15 protein-coding genes and 1 tRNA gene are annotated in these 20,036 nt (G+C 38.3%); 7 read left to right on the forward strand and 9 right to left on the reverse strand.

Features of this window, described 5'->3' with window-relative positions:
* Positions 1–365: 365 nt before the first annotated feature.
* Both FCR06_RS15855 and FCR06_RS15860 read right to left on the reverse strand, forming a co-directional pair.
* Complete coding sequence (locus FCR06_RS15855; protein ID WP_138501283.1) at positions 366–4,847, reverse strand: translation initiation factor IF-2 N-terminal domain-containing protein; 4,482 nt, start codon at positions 4,845–4,847, stop codon at positions 366–368.
* 43 nt (positions 4,848–4,890) lie between these two features.
* Positions 4,891–5,808 (reverse strand): histone deacetylase, encoded by a 918-nt coding sequence (locus tag FCR06_RS15860; RefSeq protein WP_138501285.1) that lies wholly within the window; start codon positions 5,806–5,808, stop codon positions 4,891–4,893.
* Positions 5,809–5,912: 104 nt separating this feature from the next.
* Here FCR06_RS15860 and FCR06_RS32690 point away from each other — a divergent pair, with 104 nt between their 5' ends.
* Positions 5,913–6,062 carry a hypothetical protein gene (locus FCR06_RS32690; RefSeq protein WP_189523445.1) on the forward strand — a complete coding sequence of 50 codons (150 nt, stop codon included), beginning with the start codon at positions 5,913–5,915 and terminating at the stop codon, positions 6,060–6,062.
* A 352-nt stretch (positions 6,063–6,414) separates the two neighbouring features.
* Positions 6,415–7,452 carry a mechanosensitive ion channel family protein gene (locus tag FCR06_RS15865; protein ID WP_138501319.1) on the forward strand — a complete coding sequence of 346 codons (1,038 nt, stop codon included), beginning with the start codon at positions 6,415–6,417 and terminating at the stop codon, positions 7,450–7,452.
* A 383-nt stretch (positions 7,453–7,835) separates the two neighbouring features.
* Here FCR06_RS15865 and FCR06_RS15870 read toward each other — a convergent pair whose 3' ends face one another.
* Positions 7,836–8,615 carry an MBL fold metallo-hydrolase gene (locus FCR06_RS15870; protein ID WP_138501286.1) on the reverse strand — a complete coding sequence of 260 codons (780 nt, stop codon included), beginning with the start codon at positions 8,613–8,615 and terminating at the stop codon, positions 7,836–7,838.
* A gap of 196 nt (positions 8,616–8,811) precedes the next feature.
* Positions 8,812–9,726, reverse strand: a complete 915-nt coding sequence (locus FCR06_RS15875) for a hypothetical protein (protein ID WP_189523446.1) — start codon at positions 9,724–9,726, stop codon at positions 8,812–8,814.
* 286 nt (positions 9,727–10,012) lie between these two features.
* Here FCR06_RS15875 and FCR06_RS15880 point away from each other — a divergent pair, with 286 nt between their 5' ends.
* Together FCR06_RS15880 and FCR06_RS15885 are read left to right on the forward strand one after the other, a co-directional pair.
* Positions 10,013–10,903 (forward strand): alpha/beta fold hydrolase, encoded by an 891-nt coding sequence (locus FCR06_RS15880; RefSeq protein WP_138501288.1) that lies wholly within the window; start codon positions 10,013–10,015, stop codon positions 10,901–10,903.
* A 213-nt stretch (positions 10,904–11,116) separates the two neighbouring features.
* Positions 11,117–12,175 (forward strand): serine/threonine protein kinase, encoded by a 1,059-nt coding sequence (locus FCR06_RS15885; protein ID WP_138501290.1) that lies wholly within the window; start codon positions 11,117–11,119, stop codon positions 12,173–12,175.
* A 195-nt stretch (positions 12,176–12,370) separates the two neighbouring features.
* Here FCR06_RS15885 and FCR06_RS15890 read toward each other — a convergent pair whose 3' ends face one another.
* The 3 genes from FCR06_RS15890 to leuC all read right to left on the reverse strand — a co-directional run bounded on the left by FCR06_RS15890 (position 12,371) and on the right by leuC (position 14,995).
* Positions 12,371–12,721 (reverse strand): hypothetical protein, encoded by a 351-nt coding sequence (locus FCR06_RS15890; RefSeq protein ID WP_138501292.1) that lies wholly within the window; start codon positions 12,719–12,721, stop codon positions 12,371–12,373.
* 104 nt (positions 12,722–12,825) lie between these two features.
* Complete coding sequence (leuD, locus tag FCR06_RS15895; protein ID WP_138501294.1) at positions 12,826–13,434, reverse strand: 3-isopropylmalate dehydratase small subunit; 609 nt, start codon at positions 13,432–13,434, stop codon at positions 12,826–12,828.
* A 157-nt stretch (positions 13,435–13,591) separates the two neighbouring features.
* Complete coding sequence (gene leuC, locus FCR06_RS15900; RefSeq protein ID WP_138501296.1) at positions 13,592–14,995, reverse strand: 3-isopropylmalate dehydratase large subunit; 1,404 nt, start codon at positions 14,993–14,995, stop codon at positions 13,592–13,594.
* Positions 14,996–15,005: 10 nt separating this feature from the next.
* Here leuC and FCR06_RS15905 point away from each other — a divergent pair, with 10 nt between their 5' ends.
* Positions 15,006–15,449, forward strand: a complete 444-nt coding sequence (locus FCR06_RS15905) for a hypothetical protein (RefSeq protein ID WP_138501298.1) — start codon at positions 15,006–15,008, stop codon at positions 15,447–15,449.
* A 41-nt stretch (positions 15,450–15,490) separates the two neighbouring features.
* Here the strand turns inward: FCR06_RS15905 and FCR06_RS15910 are convergent, their stop codons facing one another.
* Together FCR06_RS15910 and FCR06_RS15915 are read right to left on the reverse strand one after the other, a co-directional pair.
* Positions 15,491–17,551 (reverse strand): potassium channel family protein, encoded by a 2,061-nt coding sequence (locus tag FCR06_RS15910; protein WP_138501300.1) that lies wholly within the window; start codon positions 17,549–17,551, stop codon positions 15,491–15,493.
* Positions 17,552–17,681: 130 nt separating this feature from the next.
* A tRNA-Val gene (locus tag FCR06_RS15915) sits at positions 17,682–17,754 on the reverse strand.
* Positions 17,755–18,257: 503 nt separating this feature from the next.
* On the opposite strand from FCR06_RS15915, the gene FCR06_RS15920 reads away from it, so the two are divergent.
* Positions 18,258–18,863, forward strand: a complete 606-nt coding sequence (locus tag FCR06_RS15920) for a metal-binding protein (RefSeq protein ID WP_138501302.1) — start codon at positions 18,258–18,260, stop codon at positions 18,861–18,863.
* Between the two features lie 429 nt (positions 18,864–19,292).
* A partial coding sequence (locus FCR06_RS15925) for a CARDB domain-containing protein (RefSeq protein ID WP_317616825.1) occupies positions 19,293–20,036 on the forward strand: 744 nt, incomplete at its 3' end.

Genomic DNA, 20,036 nt, shown 5'->3' on the forward strand with positions numbered 1-20,036 from the left:
CCAGTTCTTATTTCAATTTCCCGCTTTGCTATAAGGTACAAATAGGAACTTCAGCCAAACCATCCAGCACTACTGAAAGACTCTCTAATATTACCTAATACTGACAAATAACAATATCTTCAACTTTCTCTACAAAATTTTTGAGATTGTCACGTTATTTCTCCAAAAAAGTACGCTCCAAATTCAAAATTACCGAAGTTCAGAGCAGTAAAAACCAACGCTATGACTTATCTCAAAATTTTTGCATTCAAAATTCATCACACCACAGAAGTTGCGGGAGATTGAATTAATATTGTTTCACTTTTTTCTTCTCTATAAATAAATAATAGGGCTTGTATCTTTATTTTATTCGGTCATCAATAGGTTTAACAAAAGATACGAGAAACATCAACAAATCCTCTATGAAGATTAACAATATTTGAAACTTCAGAATACATACTTCCAACTTTACCCGGTTGATGGGTAAATAAATCATGACAACCGACAATTATCAGGAGTTCTTGAGCGCGAGAAAACGCAACATTTACCCGTTCTGATTTCTTAGCAAATCCCACATCTCCTTTATTATTGTTGCGAACCATACTTACAATTACAATGGGTCTTTCCATTCCTTGAAATCTGTCTACCGTACCAGTACGAATTTCTAGCGAAGGGAAAAGTTCAGATTGCAAGCGTTCGTCAATTTTTCTTAATTGAGCGCCATAAAATGTAATTACAGCAATTTCTTTTTTTAGTTCACCATTGGCAACTTGAGAAGCCCAAGTCTTCTCAAACTGCTGACATAAACGCTCAATCACATCAATTTCTGAAGTATTAAAATAAGAAGTTCCACTACGTTCTTCTAAAAATTTCTTCTCCATAGGTGTTTTTACCCATAAAATATGGTGAGATTCTTGGATAATTTCGCCTGTTAAATTATGTGCGCGTTTTTTATCAGGTTCTAAAATACCAGATTCTAGTTTGCCTTCATAAAACTGATTGATTGCGCCCATAATATAAGGGTGCATTCGATACTGTATAGTCAGCATTTCCTTAATGCTTTCATCAGCAGATTCAAACTGACTTTTAAATAGTGATTCTTCTAAAAATTGAAGTTCATCTCGCGTATTTCCAATTGTTTGAGCAACTTCTTCTAAAGTGTTAGTATCAAGCATGGGTGGTAATTGTCGATGGTCACCTACCAGGACTAACTTTTTAGCTTTTAAAGCTGGGATTAGTAACTCTGGTGGAGTACACTTACTAACTTCGTCAATGATAACGATATCAAAAGATTTAAATTCTTCAGAAAAACCTCTGTTTGCAGCTTGAACGCAGGTGATACCAACGACGTTGGCATTATCTAAATATATACGTCTTAAATCGTCGCTATCGCTTTCCGTTGGCTGTCTGATTTTTTCTATCCAATCTTGCACAAAATTCTGATATTTTTTCAGATAGGCTTCTTCTCTCTGTAGTTGCTGCTGCCAAGATTCAAATTGAATATTTAAACTCTGCAAAAACTCTATATTCAATAAATCACCAGTAAAATTTACTGGCTTAAATTTCTCAGGTATTGTTTCCCATTCTGTGAACCACCAGTTTCTTTCTTTTATTAAACTTTCTGATGGCTGTGGTTGTAATTGTTGTTCCAATTTATTAAGATTAATTTGTAATTTTTGAAATTGCTGTAGAGAAGTTTCAGTTTCTTGTTTTAATTTTGCTAAATGTTCATCTAGAGAAGTTTTAATTACCTCTAGCACAGCAAAAGGTTCTATTAATGAAATCAAAGTTTCAAGCTGATTGATACAATTTATCCAGGAATGTACTTGCTTTGCGAATTGTTGGGGTTGTTCCCAAATCTTTGATTGTGTTGTGAGATATTGTTCAACTAAAATGCGTAATTGAGTAGGTGCATTTGGCTGTCGGTTAAGTTCTTGCAAGATATTAATAACTTGTCCAAATTGAGAATTAGCATCTTGCTGCATTTTTTGTAACTGATATTGAGTAGTAGAGACTTGCTGTTGGATGATTTCACTTTTTTGCAGTTCATTTAATTGTTGGCGTAGATGATGAAGCTGTTGTTCTGCTTCAGTTTTGACTTTTAAAACGCATTGACGTGCATTTGCCAGGATAGTATCTAGTAATTCTTGTGTAATTCGAGTAAGAGTCGAGTCGATATTATCCCATTCCCAGGATATGCCATAAGTTTTTTGGATTCTTATTAAGAAAAACTGGGTATTTTCAACTAGTAACTTTCGCTGTTTTGGGTTAAGTAATTGATAATTATTAAATTGTTGATAAGTTTCTTGCCATTGAGTGCGATCGCTTTGTGACAACACCATTGGAATCTGACTAAAATTTTGTTGTAAAAAATAACTAAAATTATGCTGTTTGCCTCGGCGATCAGTAAAGTTACCGTCTATTTCATAAGCGATCGCTTTTGTCAATAAGTCCCAATCTGGTAAGCTAATTTTATAATTTTTTGGTAATATTGATAATTTTAATGTATTAGCAAACATTAATAAACCTAGTGGTAGGTCTACTAAATTATCTGTTAATGGTAAACCTGATTGCTGGCAATCTTTCAAAGTTTGATAAAGATGAGAATATGCTGTAGACTTCCATTCTTTGACTGCTGAAATAATATAATCAATTTCTCTCTGACGATTTTGCCATATCTGGATTGTCTGCTGTATGTTTTGTTGCTTAGTAATAAACTTTTGAGAATCTAGTTGCAGCTGATTTAACGAGTCAAAATTCTGTTTAATAGTCTGTGCTAAGGCTGCAACTGCTGACATGATTTCACTAGCATTTTGAGCAGAGTTCAAAGGAGCTTTAAATCCCAAAATTTCAGTTGATACAGTTTCACGCAACCAAACTGCTAAGCCAAAAGCACCAAGCGCTGGACACACAAAACCAAGCTCATCACTATATTTGATAGATTTACGAACATTTACTAAAAATTCTTCTACTAAACTATTACCTTCTGTGTAAGGCTTAAGAAGTGATAAAAAATTTGTAATTTCTGAAGATTCCCAGTTGATATCAGGAGCAGTACTAAGTAAGTTATCTAATTCAGAAATTAAAGATATAACCTCATTTTGCTGTAGTAATGAATTATTGTAAGACTTTTCTTGATTTTTAGAGTTTATCTCTAGCTTTAACTTATTTTTAGAGAATTTGCTTTGTTGTTGTTGGAATTCTTCTTCTACTTTTAGGTAAGTTATAAATCTTTGTGATGATGAGAGTATTTTATAAAAAAATTGAATATTTCTGGTTCGTTGATTGAGATTATTTTCACAATAACTTGCAGTATTATTCAGCCATCTCTCAATTACCTGGTCTTCTAAAAATGGCTGTCCTTCCTCCCCAACTTTTTCTGCTTTTCCCTTGCGTACAGCCCGAATCACAGGATTATGAACCAATCGACTCAAGGCGTTATCTACTGCTAAATTGGCTTGAGAAGCGATTAAAGTGCGTCCACCACGCAGGGCAATTTGATAGCAAATTTCGGCAATTACGGTAGTTTTTCCTGTACCTGGTGGCCCTTGAATCAAAACAAGATCCTTGGCAGCAAGTACCTTTTCAACTGCGGCTTTTTGACCTGGATTAGCAGCAGATAATAACAAATCTTGTGGTTGCAGTTCGATAGCTGTTTTGATTTTTTTAGCCTGGGAAGCATCGAATAAAAAGTTACCCAAATATTGATTTTGAGTGTAACCATTATTCAAATCGTCTAAAGCTTTTTTCTTACGCTGAATTTGCTGAATATCACCTACTGCTTCAAAACACAAAAACCCGGTAGCTGGTAACTTATAACGCTCTGTTACCATATATTCAGCTAAGTCACGTTCTAATCTGACGCTGATAAGGCAACGGTTGGGATCAACTTCTTCAAGAGTCCCTAATTGGCGACCGCTAAGCCAATTTTTACCGATGGGAGCAGTTTCAAAAAGTTTTAAATCTTCGTTTTTTGCTTGTTTTGCTCGTTGCCAAAAATTCTCTAAGTCCAGGGAATTTTGATAAAAGCCGTCAAGGGTCGCTGAGGTTACATCAATTTCAAAATTAATCAGCCTTTTGAAGTTATACTTATGACTTACATAACGCACGCAAAATTGACGTGCTTTAGCAATTTTTTCCTCAATTTGTAAAAATGCTTTCCAAGCTTTCAATTGTTCTTCTGTAGGTACATTATCGCCGCAAACTGGGGTGGCTTTAATACGTGTCAATGTTGCCGATAGAATGTTAAGGTGATGCTGATGATTAGGTAACAAACGCAAGCAGCAAGCTACAGAATAACTATCAGCATTCCCTCGTGATAGTTGTAATAACTGAGCCGAAAGTATCTTTAAACCATCGCGTCCATCTTTTTGTACAGCTACTGTAAATCCTAATGTTTTTTTTAGGTTTTCGAGTCTTGCAGGTAATTTAAATTGATCCGAGTCTGTTGCTATTGTTAAATCCCAAATTTCTTCTCCTGCCTCTTTGCCTGTACCTTTACGACGTACATAAAACAGACAAGGCTTTTTACCGATGCATTCAAACATTAACTCATTGGCGTGTTCGCGTCGTTGCCGAAATTCTGGATATGCTTGTAGGGCACTTTCTCCTTCAAGATTGCGAATTAATCTATCAATTGTTGAACCTACGAATGTATAACCCCAATCTTCGGAGGATATTTTAGTTTTTGAGGATTTTGCTATTAGTTTATTTACCGCTAAACGAATGCGTTCTGCTTCAGATTCAGATATGGAACTTGTATGATTTTTAACTACAATTTCGAGTTTTTCACAAATTGCTAATAGCTTTTTACTATCTAAATTTAATTCTTTTGATAATTCGTAGATTCTGAGTTTTACTTTGTTCATCCACTGCTGCCTTTGCACACAAAATTTTTATCAAGAGGCTGCATTAAAGTCTGTACTGTTGATAAACTTGACTTGCAGCACGATGCAGTAAGGAGTGTCGCCAAACGAGGGATTTCATATCATCAGCATAGCCTCCACCAATGACGCAAGCGACAGGATAGCCACCACTCATACAAGTACCTAAAACTTGCATTTCTCGGCGGAAAATGCCAGTATCTGTTAAAGCTAATTTTCCTAAGCGATCGCCTACATGAGGATCTACACCTGCATCATAAAATACTATATCTGGCTTGACTTGAGATAATAAATCTGGTAAGTAATTTGCTAAAGTTTGCAAATAAGCGTCATCTTCCATTCCTATGGCTAAAGGAACATCCAAATCGCTGTTTTGTTTAGTGCCTGGGAAATTGACTTCGCAGTGCATAGAGAAAGTAAAAACACTCTCATCGTCTTGAAAGATAAAAGCGGTACCGTCTCCTTGATGCACATCTAAATCTACAATCAGAATTTTTTGTACAAGTCCGAATTTTTGTAAAACGCGACAAGCGATCGCTAAATCATTGAAAATACAAAAACCAGATCCATAACTGGGAAAGGCATGATGAGTTCCACCAGCGGTATTACAAGCTAAACCCTGCCTCAGTGCCAATTTAGCTGTGAGGATTGTACCACCAACCGCTACACAAGTACGATTTGCTAGTGCTGGACTCCAAGGCAAACCAATGCGACGCTGTACTTTGGGTTCTAGAGTGCCTTGACAATAAGCTTGAACGTAGTTTGAGGTGTGGACTAACTCTATTAACTCTGTGAGGGGATGTTCAGGCGTATAAAATTGTTCTTGATTTGCGACACCATCACCTAATAACAATTCGTAGAGTTGCCGGAATTTGAACATCGGGAAGCGATGCCCTTCAGGCAATGGCGCAACGTAATCTGAGTGGTAAATAATTGGTAAGTCCATATTATTAATTTTGAACCATAGTCGGCTACTAAATACACTTAGAATTTTTTACACTAATTATTACACTATATTTATGTAATAATATTCATTTAAAAGTAGTTTAAATGCAGCTAAACGGTACTTACTTAGCAGTTATGAAAATTTTCTGGCAACAACGTCACAGCAATAGAGAAAATCCCAATTATTTTGTCCCATCGACTAATGGTGGGCAGAAAAATTCAACGGTCAACAAATTATTTGCCAACACCGAATAATTTGTTATCCCAGTTTATTGAATTTTCAGATTTTATGAGACAATTTTCATAATCAACCCTGAGTACCCAAAAAATTCATTTACTAAAAACTACATTCTCAATTTCCAGAAAATGATGCAATCGGTATAAGTTAAAAATATCATGTAATTATAAAACTTTTAATCGCTAATTTTGCAACTAATAAAGTAAACAGATTTGAGATTTTTTATTTTCGTCAATCACTAACAATATTAAATTAGTAAAAGGTTAGCAATATATGAATACAACTATGTTTAAAAAATACATATAAATTTAATTATACTGAGAAAAACTGTAAATTAATTTCATTAAGAATGAAAAAATGAAACTTATTATGATGCAATGGATTCTGCCGATCGCCTTTATTTTAGCTGGTTTTCTAGCTGGAATTATTGGTGAAAAAGTTATCGTTAAAAAAATCGAAAGATTTGTTCATAAGAAACGCATTGCTGGGGGTGGTATTATATTTCGTGCCCTGCACCGCATGACCTTTATTTGGTTTGTCATTGGCGGTTTTTTTTGGGCAGTCCTTAGTTCTCCGCTGAGACCAGATGTTGTTAATGTACTACACAAAATTCTCACCATCGCATTTCTGTATTCAGTGACTTTAGTCTTGGCAAGACTAGCTGCTGGTTTTGTTAACTTATTGGTTCGCAGAACAGAAGGAGTTCCCACTTCACTAGTTTCTAATCTTGCTAAAGCTGTTGTTTTAGTTTTAGGAACATTAATTTTATTGCAAACTGTCGGCGTGCAAATTACGCCAATAGTTACAACTTTAGGCATTGGTGGTTTAGCAGTTGGTTTGGCGCTTCAAGACACTCTAGCGAATTTATTTTCTGGTTTTTACTTAATTATTTCTAAGCAAGTCAGAACTGGAGACTATGTAAAATTAGATGCTGGACATGAAGGTTACGTTACAGACATCACATGGCGCAATACGACAATTAAAGAAATTTCCAATAACGTTGTCATTGTCCCAAATTCTAAATTAGCATCAGCAATTTTTACCAACTATCATTTACCCGCCAAAGAAATAACTTTAACAATGAATGTCGGTGTTAGTTATGATAGTGACTTGGATGAAGTTGAAAGAGTAACTGTGGAAGTTGCTAAAGAAGTGATGCAAGAAATTGCACCAAAGTTAATTACCAATGAACCATATATTAGATTTCACACGTTTGGAAATTTTAGTATAGATTTCACACTTTATATGCGAGTCAGTGAATTTTTTGATCAGCGAATTGGCAAACATGTATTTATAAAAAAATTGCATAAACGCTATCAGGAAGTAGGGATTATAATTCCTTTTCCCATCAAAGAAGTTTATGTGCAATCTGATATCAATGAAAATTCTGCCTTAAATTCAGATTAACTCTTGCAAAGACAGGTGTTTTGTAGCAAAGGGAGAAACACAGGTAACAAGTGAAATAAAAAGACATCAACCCCTGTAAGAGGTTGTTTTAAAAGTGTTTCGCTATCACTTGAGAAACTTTTAGATTCCCCTTAACCCTCTTTAAAAAGGGGAAACCGGAATTAAAATGTCCCTTTTTAAGAGAGATTTAGAGGGTTCTAAAACTTTTGATACCAACAAGAGAACTTTTCAAATATCCTCTAAGTAATTGGTGACAACAGGGCATTTTTTGTTACATTTAATAGCAAATTGGGATAGGAAATTGTATAAACACCTTGAATCTAAAATCCTTCAACTGAGTCTAGCCAAAATCCAAAATTTAAAATCCCAAATGGGTATGAGAGTTAAATTACTAATGCTCGCTTTTCTAATGGTAATTCAAAGCGATCGCCTGGTGTCGGTTGAATTACCTGCGTCGAAAGATTGTTTTTCTCTAACAGCGAACTAAATTCCGCAGCAGTTCCTTTCGTCTGAATCAATTTCATCAGTAATCCCTCAAATATTACATCACCACCAGCAGCTGTGGGTAATATTACTTGAGGTTTTAATGACTTTACAATTTCTAAAGCACTATTTTTTCCTTTAATAATCGGCCCAAGCAAAAGTAATGTCATATCAACAAATGGTGTAATTACTACATCAATTGGTGCAGCTTGCTTAACTTCTGGAGAATGATAACCGTGAGGCTCGTAGTATAAACTTAAGCCAGTTGGTAATTCTTTAATTAGATAACTATTTTCCACCAAAGTCGGGCCGATGGGTGAACCAGGAAGGGCTTTGATTTCAATTTGATTATTTAAGGTGAAACTTTCACCATGAGCAAGAGTGGTTACTTGGGTATAACCTAATTGCTCTACTACCTTGGCTGCGTTGGGAGAAGCTACAACCTTGATATTATGGTCGATCTGCTTGAGCGTTGGTGGATGAGCATGGTCTTCTAAACCCTGAGATAGCACAATTAAATCGATATTCTCAGGTATTGGGCGATTTTGCGATCGCGACCCTTTAAAAAACCAATCCAAATTACTGAAAATTAAGGAATCAACTAGCCAAGGGTCGATTAATATCCGTTTACCACCGATTTCCAAGAGCCAACTATTGCTGTCGAACCAAGTTAAGAACATAAAATTTTATGAAGATGACGCCTATCTTCATTATCAATGGTGTCAGCTTTCTTGCAGGTACTTCCGACAACTCACTTCGAGTCTATACAATGACTGAGGGGTTACTGGGCTTATCTTTGAGACTCAGATGGTCACATCTTGGAAATTTATGATGGTCAGAAAGTTAATTTGACACTCGAACAAGCTAGAGACGCAACTAATCGCGTTGGCTGATATCGTAGCTAGAGTTATCGCTGATTTGAGTTACCTGTACCAAACTACCAGGAGTAACTTGCAAAACCTTTGGTAAGTCGGAACTAAAGACGGTAATGAACGACTGGCGCACCAAGGCGAATTCACCTTGGGTGAAAGATGCAGGATAAACACTAGTTGCTGGAACTTTTGACAAACCTTCTACTTGAAATTGATTAGCTTGGAAGGTTTGGGAACCACTTAAAAAAATAACCCCTTGCTTGCTGACTTGGGTAAAGTAGTCGTAAGTAGTAGTACGTGCATCAATCGCACCATCTTGGTTAGCATCAATACCATAAACAGTGCGGAGGACTCGATATTCCAGAGGCTTACCTGACAGAATCAGGTTAACTGCGGTATTTTTTGATAAACATTCAAATTCACTATAGCCAAGAAAGCGGTTTTGCAAATCGTATAATCGTACAACAATGCGATCGCTAGCTTTTAACCCTTTAACAAATTTTGCTTTTTGCTTAATTTTATACTTGTAATCACCCACAAACCGCTCTTTTAAATAGTCATTCTCACGTTTACTCTTAATAGAAACACGGGCAATTACTTGTGACAAATTACCAGATGGTTCCCAAATTGCCAGACTTAAACCTATTTTTTGCGCTTTTAATGAAACACTACTAGTATTTACTTGAGTACGGTTTTTTCTAGTTATATTTTGCTGTTGAATAGTAGTATGAGTTTTTATTTGTACTTGATTATCAACTAAAATTTGCTGTTCTCTGGAATTATCATATGTTTGAGAGATGATGGGAGAAAATCCTAAAGTTACGTAGGCAGAAGCTATCGGTGAAAATATTGCTACAGAACTTGCAGCAATTACAAATTTGCTCAAAAGAGTAAACTTACTTTGATTGATGTATTTCATCTCACACTACCATTCGTCTATAAGCCAAAGAGTATTTGATATCCTTTGGCTTATTAATCCCTGGGAACAGATAAAACTAACATCTCAAATTTTTTATCTAGGAATCCGCTTTGATTTGAAAGAATGGATTTGATTTAGCAAGCAATAAGTAACATGAAGGTTTAAGTTATACCTAGCAAGAGCAAAAATCAAATATCATCTCTCTGCCATAAATTCTGTTGGCAAGGTGCAAGATGTGATGCCAGAGAACATTACTATATTTAAGAGTAGTTTATAAATATTTCTAATGACTGAAAATGCACAGCAAGTAACAACTACTACATTAGAAAAATTCTTTTGGACTTGGCAGGGCTATAAAATTCAGTATACCGTCATGGGTACAGGACGCCCTTTGGTATTAGTTCATGGCTTTGGTGCTTCCATTGGACACTGGCGGAAAAATATCCCAGTTTTAGCAAATGCTGGCTACCAAGTTTTTGCTTTAGACCTTTTGGGTTTTGGTGGTTCCGATAAAGCGCCGATTGATTACAATGTGGAAATTTGGGTAGAACTACTCAAAGATTTTTGCAAAGCACACATCCACGAACCTGCTGTATTTATTGGTAACTCCATTGGCGCACTATTGAGTTTGATAGCACTGGTAGAACATCCACAAATTGCTGCTGGCGGTGTTTTAATTAACTCTGCGGGTGGGTTGAGTCATCGTCCCCACGAATTAAATCCGCCGCTACGAATTGTAATGGCAGCTTTTAATCGGGTTGTGCGATCGCCAATTACAGGCAAATATGTTTACAATCGTATCCGCCAAAAAGCGCAAATTCGCCGTACGCTTTACCAAGTTTACCGCGATCGCCAAGCTGTCACCGATGAATTAGTCGATTTACTTTATACTCCTTCTTGCGATCCCGGAGCGCAACAAGTTTTCGCCTCTATTCTCACAGCACCACCTGGCCCAGGTCCAGAGGAACTATTACCCAAAGTGGAACGTCCTCTATTGATAATTTGGGGTGCTGACGATCCCTGGACACCAATTAGTGGGGCAAAGATTTACGAAAAGGCGCGTCAGAATGGCAAAGACATCAAAATAGTTCCCATTCCCAATGCCGGTCATTGTCCCCACGATGAAGTTCCAGATATTGTTAACGCCCAGGTTGTCGATTGGTTAGGGCAAATTTAGTCACTTCGCCCATAGACAAGCTACTGCCTTACTAGCTTTCCCAAAATAGAAACACCTGGCATTATCAAGATAGGGCAAAGTATTTATTCATCACCAACAATCAGTTTGTGTCTATGCAGGGCAAGTAGCCTAGAAATCCGGTTAACAATCTGGGTGAGTCACTTTTTATTTTAAATTTAACCTTGACAAAATCAAACTCATTTGGTAAATGTAATGGAGCTTGATGTGTGTAATGGACATAAACAGTTAATTCCCTTAAGTCACCATCCAGATTTTTCCAAACAAGGTTATCAAGTTATCAGGGAATTAGGACGCAACACACAAGGGGGACGCGTTACTTACTTAGCTAAAGTTCTCAACTCTAATCAACAAGTCGTAATTAAAGAGTTTTGTTTCGCTAATGTGAGTGCTGACTGGTCGGGTGTGAAAGCCTATGAGCGCGAAATTGAAATCTTGCAACAACTGAATCACTCGCGCATCCCTCGGTATCTAGATTCGTTTGAAATCCCTGGGATTTTTTATCTAGTACAGGAATATAAAAATGCCCCGTCCTTAAGTTCAAAACGCAGCTTTCATCCGGAAAAAATTAAGCAAATTGCTCTATCAATATTAGAAATTTTGGTTTACCTGCAAAAGCAAGTTCCACCAATTATCCATCGGGATATCAAACCAGAGAATATTTTAATTGATGAGCAATTAAATGCTTACCTAGTTGATTTCGGATTAGCTAAGATACAGGATACAAAAATAATTCTTAGCAGCTTTGTAACGGGAACTCCAGGCTTCATGCCACCAGAAGAACAATTTGGTCATCTGCTAACTGAAGCCTCAGACTTATATAGTTTAGGAGTAACGTTGATTTGCTTACTTACTAATACTCGTTCTGTTGATATTGGAAAGTTAATTAATGATAAATATCGCTTTAATTTTCAAAAATTAGTGCCTCAAATCAGTCCGCGTTTTGAGTCGTGGTTAATGAAAATGGTGGAACGCAATCACAAACGTCGCTATGCCAATGCGACTATTGCTTTGGCAGCACTTAAGCCAATTGAGGTTGTTAATAGTGATACAGGAATAGAAAATTTAGTCAGGATAATTAAACCTTCAAAACGAGCTACTATACTGGGAATTGCTACTGCGATCGCCCTAGCTACTTTAGGGGCAACTTTGATGAGTTGTCAGCCTGGTATTACAGTCAGGCAATTGCTGGAAAGCAAAGAATGTCGAGATTTTAACTTTAATGGAAGTTGTCAACAAAAAACTCAAGATTAAACTTATACAATTTGGGATTTTAGATTGGGAATAACCTCGATCAAATCTTGATATAGTGAATCCATTTGTTGTAATTAATATAACTTGATTCAGTTTTTAAGAATACTCATCCATAGTCCAATCTTCAAGACATATAGCTATAGCCATCAAGGTTAGGACGTAAACTAGAAGAGTTGGCATTGCATCTACCCAATTTCAATGTTTGCTAGTCCAGAGAATATCTGCAATTCGTGCTTGAAGCTCTAGGTCCAAGACTTCACTCACAATCTCAGCCAAAAAATCTAGATCTTCATCTGTCAGACTATGTACAAATTTAGCCAACAACTCTTCTGTTAATTTTGGCTTGATTCCATTACCAGTCACTAACACCAGAATCTTAAAAAGAGACTGTTCTCTGAGATTTCCTGCCTCTTTTGCTTCCTGTGCCTTATTCCAGAAGACTCTGTTATAAGCACTACACTCTTTTCTCTCGCTGCTATTAACCACGTCCTGCCAGCGAGAGTTAATAAAATCTTCTTTAGTGAGAGGAGGGTTTATTAATGGCATAGTCTAGAATTACTGAGCTATATGCCTACTATGCCAAATCTGAAATAATGTAGATAAAATCTATAAATTAACATTCCCCAGCAGAGCCAGGGAACGAGAAAATATTAACTTGCAGCTAAATTTCCCCAACTCACGTAAGGTAATTTTGCAGCCGTTGCCCGAACTTGGTCAGCGTTAGCTACTAACTGACCGCAAGCATCCCAAGTCCCAGAAATGAAAGCGCTTCTTGTACCTTCACCAATGAAAACTGGGGTAGTGTAATTAGCAATTTGCACTTGCAAAGCTTCTAAGTTCACTGTTACAGTTGCTTGTGGATCGGCAGTTACTAACTCTTGCAATTGTTTAACTTTAGCAGCATCGGCTGTCACACAAGGTATCCCCATCGCCACACAGTTCCCGAAAAAGATTTCGGCAAAGCTTTCACCTATTAAAGCTTGAATTCCCCATTTAGCGATCGCTTGTGGTGCGTGTTCTCGTGATGAACCGCAACCAAAGTTTCTATTGACTATTAAAATATTCGCGCCTTGGTACTGGGGTTGATCAAAGGGATGTTCGCCTTTAAGTGCTGTCCTGTCGTCGATAAACGCGCCTTCGCCTAACCCATCAAAGGTAACGGCTTTCAAATATCGTGCGGGAATAATGCGATCGGTATCTATATCATTGCCTACTAAAGGTATACCGCGCCCTGAAACTGTTTTAACTTCACTTACCATATTAGTGATTGGGGATTGGGAACTGGGGACTGGGTAATGGGGACTGGGTAATGGAAACTGGATAATCGGGTGAAGAGAATAATAACTCTTAATTCTTGTACAGACGCGATAAATCGCGTCTCTCCAATACCCAATGCCCCATACCCAATTTCCCAAATTACAACAACTCACGCACGTCAGAGACTTCGCCTTTAATGGCAGCGCTAACTACCATCGCCGGACTCATCAATAATGTGCGACCGGAAGAGGAACCTTGCCTTCCTTTAAAGTTGCGGTTAGAAGAAGAGGCGCTGATTTGTCTTCCCTGTAATTTGTCGGGGTTCATTGCCAGACACATGGAACATCCAGGTTCGCGCCATTCAAATCCGGCTTCGGTGAAGATTTTGTCTAGTCCTTCAGCTTCCGCTTCTTGCTTCACCCGTTCCGAACCAGGAACAACAAAAGCTTTCACACCCTCGGCAACGTGGCGACCCTGAGCGATTTTAGCAGCTTCCCGCAAATCGCTAATTCTGCCGTTGGTGCAACTGCCAATGAAGCAGACATCGATTTTCGTGCCTTTGATGGGTTGACCGGGGTATAAATCCATGTAGCGGTAAGCTTCTTCGGCAACAAAGCGATCTTCTTCCGGCAGTTCTTCTGGCTGAGGAACAAACTGGTTAACACCAATACCTTGACCGGGAGTAATTCCCCAGGTGACGGTGGGAGGAATTTGGGCAGCCTCAAATACAACTACATCGTCGTATTGGGCATCAGCATCACTTTTGATAGATTCCCACCAAGCCACTGCTTCGTCCCAATCTGCACCTTTGGGGGCAAAATCTCTACCTTGCAAGTAATCGTACGTGACTCGATCCGGATTGACGTAGCCGCATCTGGCACCACCTTCGATCGCCATATTGCAGACTGTCATCCGTTCTTCCATGTTCATTTGTTCAAAGGTAGTACCTGCAAATTCGTAGGCATAGCCCACACCACCTTTAACACCAAGGGTATGAATGATATGTAAAATCACATCTTTGGCGTAAACGCCAGAGTTGAGAGTGCCGTTAACTTCGATTTTGCGGACTTTTAGTTTCGAGAGGGCCAGGGTTTGAGAAGCGAGAACATCCCGGACTTGGCTAGTACCAATACCAAATGCGATCGCCCCAAATGCACCATGACTTGATGTGTGGCTATCTCCACAAGCGATCGTCATTCCTGGCTGGGTCAGTCCCTGTTCGGGGGCGATCACATGAACTATACCTTGACTGCCAGAACCAATATTGTAAAAAGTTATGTTATTTTCTTGACAATTCTGCTCTAACGCCTTAATCATTTCCTCTGCCAAGGGATCGACAAAAGGACGCGCCTGATTTTCTGTAGGTACAATGTGGTCTACGGTGGCGACGGTACGCTCAGGAAAAAGTACTTTTAAATTTCTCTCACGTAACATAGCAAAGGCTTGGGGACTGGTAACTTCATGAACGAGGTGAAGTCCAATAAAGAGTTGTGTCAGTCCTGAGGGAAGTGTACCAACGGTGTGTAAGTCCCAAACTTTATCGAATAAGGTACCTTTGCTCATACGTCAATCGGTGTTTAATGAGTCAGATTTCTCATGGTATCAAAAAAAAGTCATACTTTTTCTATACGATTTATTGACCATAGGAGGCAGGGGGCAGGAGAGATATATTTTAGAAGTAAGAATGAGCCTTGGAACTCCGTTAATGAGCCTTGGAACTCCATTAATGAGCCTTGGAACTCCATTAATGAGCTTTAGAACTCCATTAATCAGTCTTGGAACTCCATTAATGAGCTTTAGAACTCCATTAATCAGTCTTGGAACTCCATTAATGAGTCTTATAACTCCATTAATGAGCTTTGGAACTCCATTAATAAGCCTTGGAACTCCATTAATCAGTCTTAGATACTCATTAATGAGTGTTGCAACTCCATTAATAAACCTCAGAACTTATACCAATTTGAAAAAACAGACAGATAGATACAGGACATACTTTTGTTCTGTCTGGCTTTCTTAATGCGTGAATTTTGAATTGGTATTACCCCCTGCTCAATGCCCCTAGCTATTTGACGATTGTCCGATAAAGATAACAGTTGCCAAAACTTGTAATTTTTTGAGTTCGCGGACAAGACCCTGAGCTTGATGTTTATAAAGTGGTGTTGGCAGCAAGCTGGGTAAATTATTCATTAATTGCTTAGCATCGGTCAAACTACATCCTGTAATCAAAGCAATTTTCTGTGTGGCTTGAGCAATTGCACTTTTGAGCGGAGCTTTTTCAATTTGTACTTGCCAAAGACGAGGTAACATTTCACCCCATTCAATGCGCTGCAAACTGCTGCTAGCAGCTAAAACAATCAAGCGATCGCCAGCACAAAGATTAATATCATTCCAAGGCATTAACAAATAATTATCTTGGTGAGCTTTCTGATACAGAATCGGCACGACGCCGTAGCCATGAGCGATTTCCGATAAAAGCGAGCCATTGAGTGTATCGCCTGCTTCAATTTTGTATTCTGTGACCATGACTATTTGAGCGTTCAAATGAAACAAGCTCAAAACGTTTTCCCCAAAGGCAGCACAAGCAAAAACTTCTGCTGACAAAGCCGCCCCACACAGAACTTGAGCGTAGGGAAATAGAGAGGCGATATTCTCACTAAACTGGCGGTCTTGAGAGCGGATAATTAAGCGACTGGCAGGGTTAATGGTATGAGCCATCAGACCAATTTCCAAATTTTCCATCTGATCGTCCCCGACTAAAACGATACTTTTAGCATGGGAGAGATTTACCACAGCTAGTGCTTCGGTAGGATTGTCAATAATCAGAGGCATCTTGGGTAAAAGGCGATCGTCGATAGTGGTAGTATGAACTCCCACGAACGGCTGATTGAGTTCTTGCAAAACAGCAGCCACTCTTTGCCCCAGACGATTTAAGCCAATAAGTACCACATGGTTTTCTTGTGGTACAGCAGGATGTCTTTTGAAAAACTGAAATTTAGAAGTAACAAGAGCATCAGTCAGCAATGCATATAATATTCCTACAAAAGCTTGACCTGTTAATGTCAGTCCCAAGCTGAATAACCGCAACCACCAAGATATATTGTCTGAGGGTTGTGGTTGCGATGCAAACTTAACGCCGCCAAATAAATCTCCGTATCCTCCCAAGAGCAAGACTGCTGTGGCATAGAAGGCTTCTTGGACAGTAATGTGAGGATAGTACAAGCAAAAAAGAATAATACCAACTAGCCAGAGTAGAAGTACGGTAATTGCATAAATTGTGGCAATTCGCCGGATTTGATTTTGGCTTTGGTAGTAAGATTGCCAAAATCGGATAATTTTCTGCTTGAGATTCTTCGGGGCGATCGCTTGCAGAAACTCTTGCCATTGCCACCAAGAGTCCTGAGATTCGCTGGTATATTCCTCAGATAAAGCTAGGTCTTGAGCAACTTCAATGTAAACAAGTGTGTCTCCTGTCTGCACAATTGCCTCTGGATTCCACTCATAAAATTCTTTTGGCGCTTGAGATGAAGCAGCTATGTGACTCAAGACGCGGCGAGTTGTTAAATTCAGTCTATGTACTGCTTTGCCATTGCACCAACTATCCTTCTGTTGTACCTGATGCTGAATTACTCGCAACAAGTGCCCCTCTAAGCTAAAATATCCAATCGCTTCAGAACCGAGAGCTGTGAGCGCAAAGGCATAAGCCGAGAGATGGGTAGGCTCAAAAGCAACAAAATTACCGAGATTTTCGTATAACAGTTCGTTCAAATTTTGTTTGTCAGAACGTACAATCAAGCGAACCTGCGGATTCAGACGCCGTGCTGCGAAGGCGGCTTCTATATTCAATCGTTCATTTCTAGTGACTATCAGTATTGACCGACACTGGCGAATATCTGCTTGTTCTAAAATATTTGGCTGGCGGCAGTCTCCGATAATTAACTTTTCTAATAAGCTAGGTAATTCTGGGACTTCCCAATATTCAGGCTGCACATTGTCAATAGCGCTGACTTTAACATCATACTCCTTCAAGACTTCAACACAATGTTGCCCTAAACTTGTGAGTCCGCACACTAAGAAAAGGTCTTGCTTTTTATCTTGACTAGTGGGGCTAGATGTATTCACTTTCTGTTGATAGCAGTACTCGATACTGCTTACGGCATTGTAGCCAGTACTTAAAATTTCATTTTACGCTGGTTACAGCTCCATTAAAAAAGCCGCCTACTTAAGACAGCTTTCCGTGTTTTTTGATATATGGGCAGTACCAGACTCGAACTGATGACATCCTGCTTGTAAGGCAGGCGCTCTACCAACTGAGCTAACCGCCCTTTTGTCTCACAATTATTTAGTATAGCAAAAGATTTCTGATTGGGCTAGTGTTTAAAAAAAATATTTTTTTATATCAACGCTTTGCGCCTTACCGCAAGTATTAAAAGTTTTCAAACTAGACACTGATATGATAAATCACATGACAAGAGCATAGAAAAGATGACACGGATACACAAAGATAATATTTACAGCTATTTTCAGGTAAATCAACCACGGCTTTTTTGATCACGCTCCAGGTGCAGCGGAAAGTCTGAGCAGAGGTTTCCTTCGAGCAGAACTTTCTAAGACAAAGTCACACAGAGGAAGATAAGTATGTAGTCTAAATAGACGAAAACTGCTGTAATGGTTTTTTGCATGTTCTTTGTCTGCCTTGTCTTCAGTTTTTATTTTCAAGTTAGAGGATACGCACAAAAGCAAAAATGTTTAACCCAACAGTATTAGCTTATAATCTCTCAGTATTCAGCACTGGCTCAACGCGCCGCTATCGTTAACAGGACTCAAAATGCCCTCTGGTCGGACGCACGATCGCATTACTCTATATGCTCTGCCGTTCGTGGCGGGTATAACTTTTTGGCAGACTGGCAGTAGCAATGCGACTTTGTTGGTTGCAGGCGGCTTTCTCTTCGGCGGATTGATGTTTGGCCCGGATTTAGATATTTATTCTGTGCAATACCAACGTTGGGGTTTCTTACGCTGGATTTGGTTACCTTATCAAAAAAGTCTGCGTCATCGCTCTTTTTTATCCCACGGGCCGATTATTGGTACGACGCTACGCGTGCTTTATTTGGGATGCTTGTTAGCTATTTTGGCAATTTTCACTTTGGCAATTGCCCAAAAGCTCTGCAATCTTAGTTTCACTTGGCAAGATTTGGGGAGAACTGTGGGGCGATCGCTCATTGATTACGATAGTGAATATGTTGCTCTTTACTTGGGTTTAGAACTCGGCGCCATGAGTCATTCTCTTAGCGATTGGAGCGGTTCGGCATACAAACGGTTTCAAAAACAGGGAATTCGTGGGTTGCTTCCCACCACCAAAATTAAGAAGCGTCAAGTTACAAGTCGTCCTAAGCGTCGGTCTAAACCCAGAAATACTAAAAGCCGTTCTTAATTGAGTTTTACCCCCAATTTTAATCTGAATCATGAATTTAGTAACCTGCGATATTAATAACAAAGTTATATTATTTTATAGTCAAATGTATTTGTAGTAACTGTTTTGTACTAATACACTTTTCAGTTTAAAGTTCTTAAAATAAAAGGATTCGAGTAGTTAAATAATGTAAATTTTCTTGAATATGTGAGGTAAGACTGCTAATGATTTTTCCAAAAAACAATAGCAGAAAATAGTCTGGTATAAAACAATTTTTTATAAGTGTGTACAAAACTGTAATATTGCTTGCTAATTGAATGATTTTATAGTTAAGTATATTTGCAGCACTATATTACAACTAAATATATTTTAGCTCAATTCTTATATCTCTATGAGTTGAGTACTTGTTATTGTGCAAATTTACTTGAATACTAAGAGGTGAAATTACTCATGCTTTTTACCAAAGACCAGAACTCAATTAATAAAACTACTGATATAAAAGTTAATTTAATATTATCAAAAACCTCTAATATTTTTGATGATGCTAATAATTACTATAGTTCTAGTTTGAGTAGTGGCAATACTTTTAAAGCCAGCGATCGCAGTAATTATAATTCTCAAAAAAATTCTACTTATGAAGTAAAAAATAAAACGTATAACTATGTTAATAACAGTAATGAAAGCAACAAAAGTGTTACACAAGCGATGCCTCCAGCAACGTCAAGGACGAACGCTGTTGCTGGTGCTGTTCAACCAGACCTAATAATCCAAAATGCCGTCAATCCCAGTGTTGGGTCAGTGGGTGGTAGCATTCAAGTCAGCTATCAAGTYAARAATCAAGGTACAGGTAGTGCTGGCTATCAACAAACTAAGTTTTTTCTGTCAAAAAATACAACCCTCAGTGATGAAGACACTTATTTAGGTTATGAATACATCAGTGGCATTGCTGCGGGTGCTTATAGTTCTGAGTCCACCACACTCAGCATCAGCAATAGCATTGCCACAGGTAATTATTACCTACTGTATCAAGCTGATGGCGATGGGGATATTGTCGAAAGTAATGAAACTAACAATGTTTTTGCCAAAGCGATAACCATTAATAAAGCTGATTTAATTATTCAAAATGCCGTCAATCCCAGTGTTGGGTCAGTGGGTGGTAGCATTCAAGTCAGCTATCAAGTCAAAAATCAAGGT

The organism is Nostoc sp. PA-18-2419 (genome assembly GCF_005869855.1).
Lineage (GTDB): Bacteria > Cyanobacteriota > Cyanobacteriia > Cyanobacteriales > Nostocaceae > Nostoc.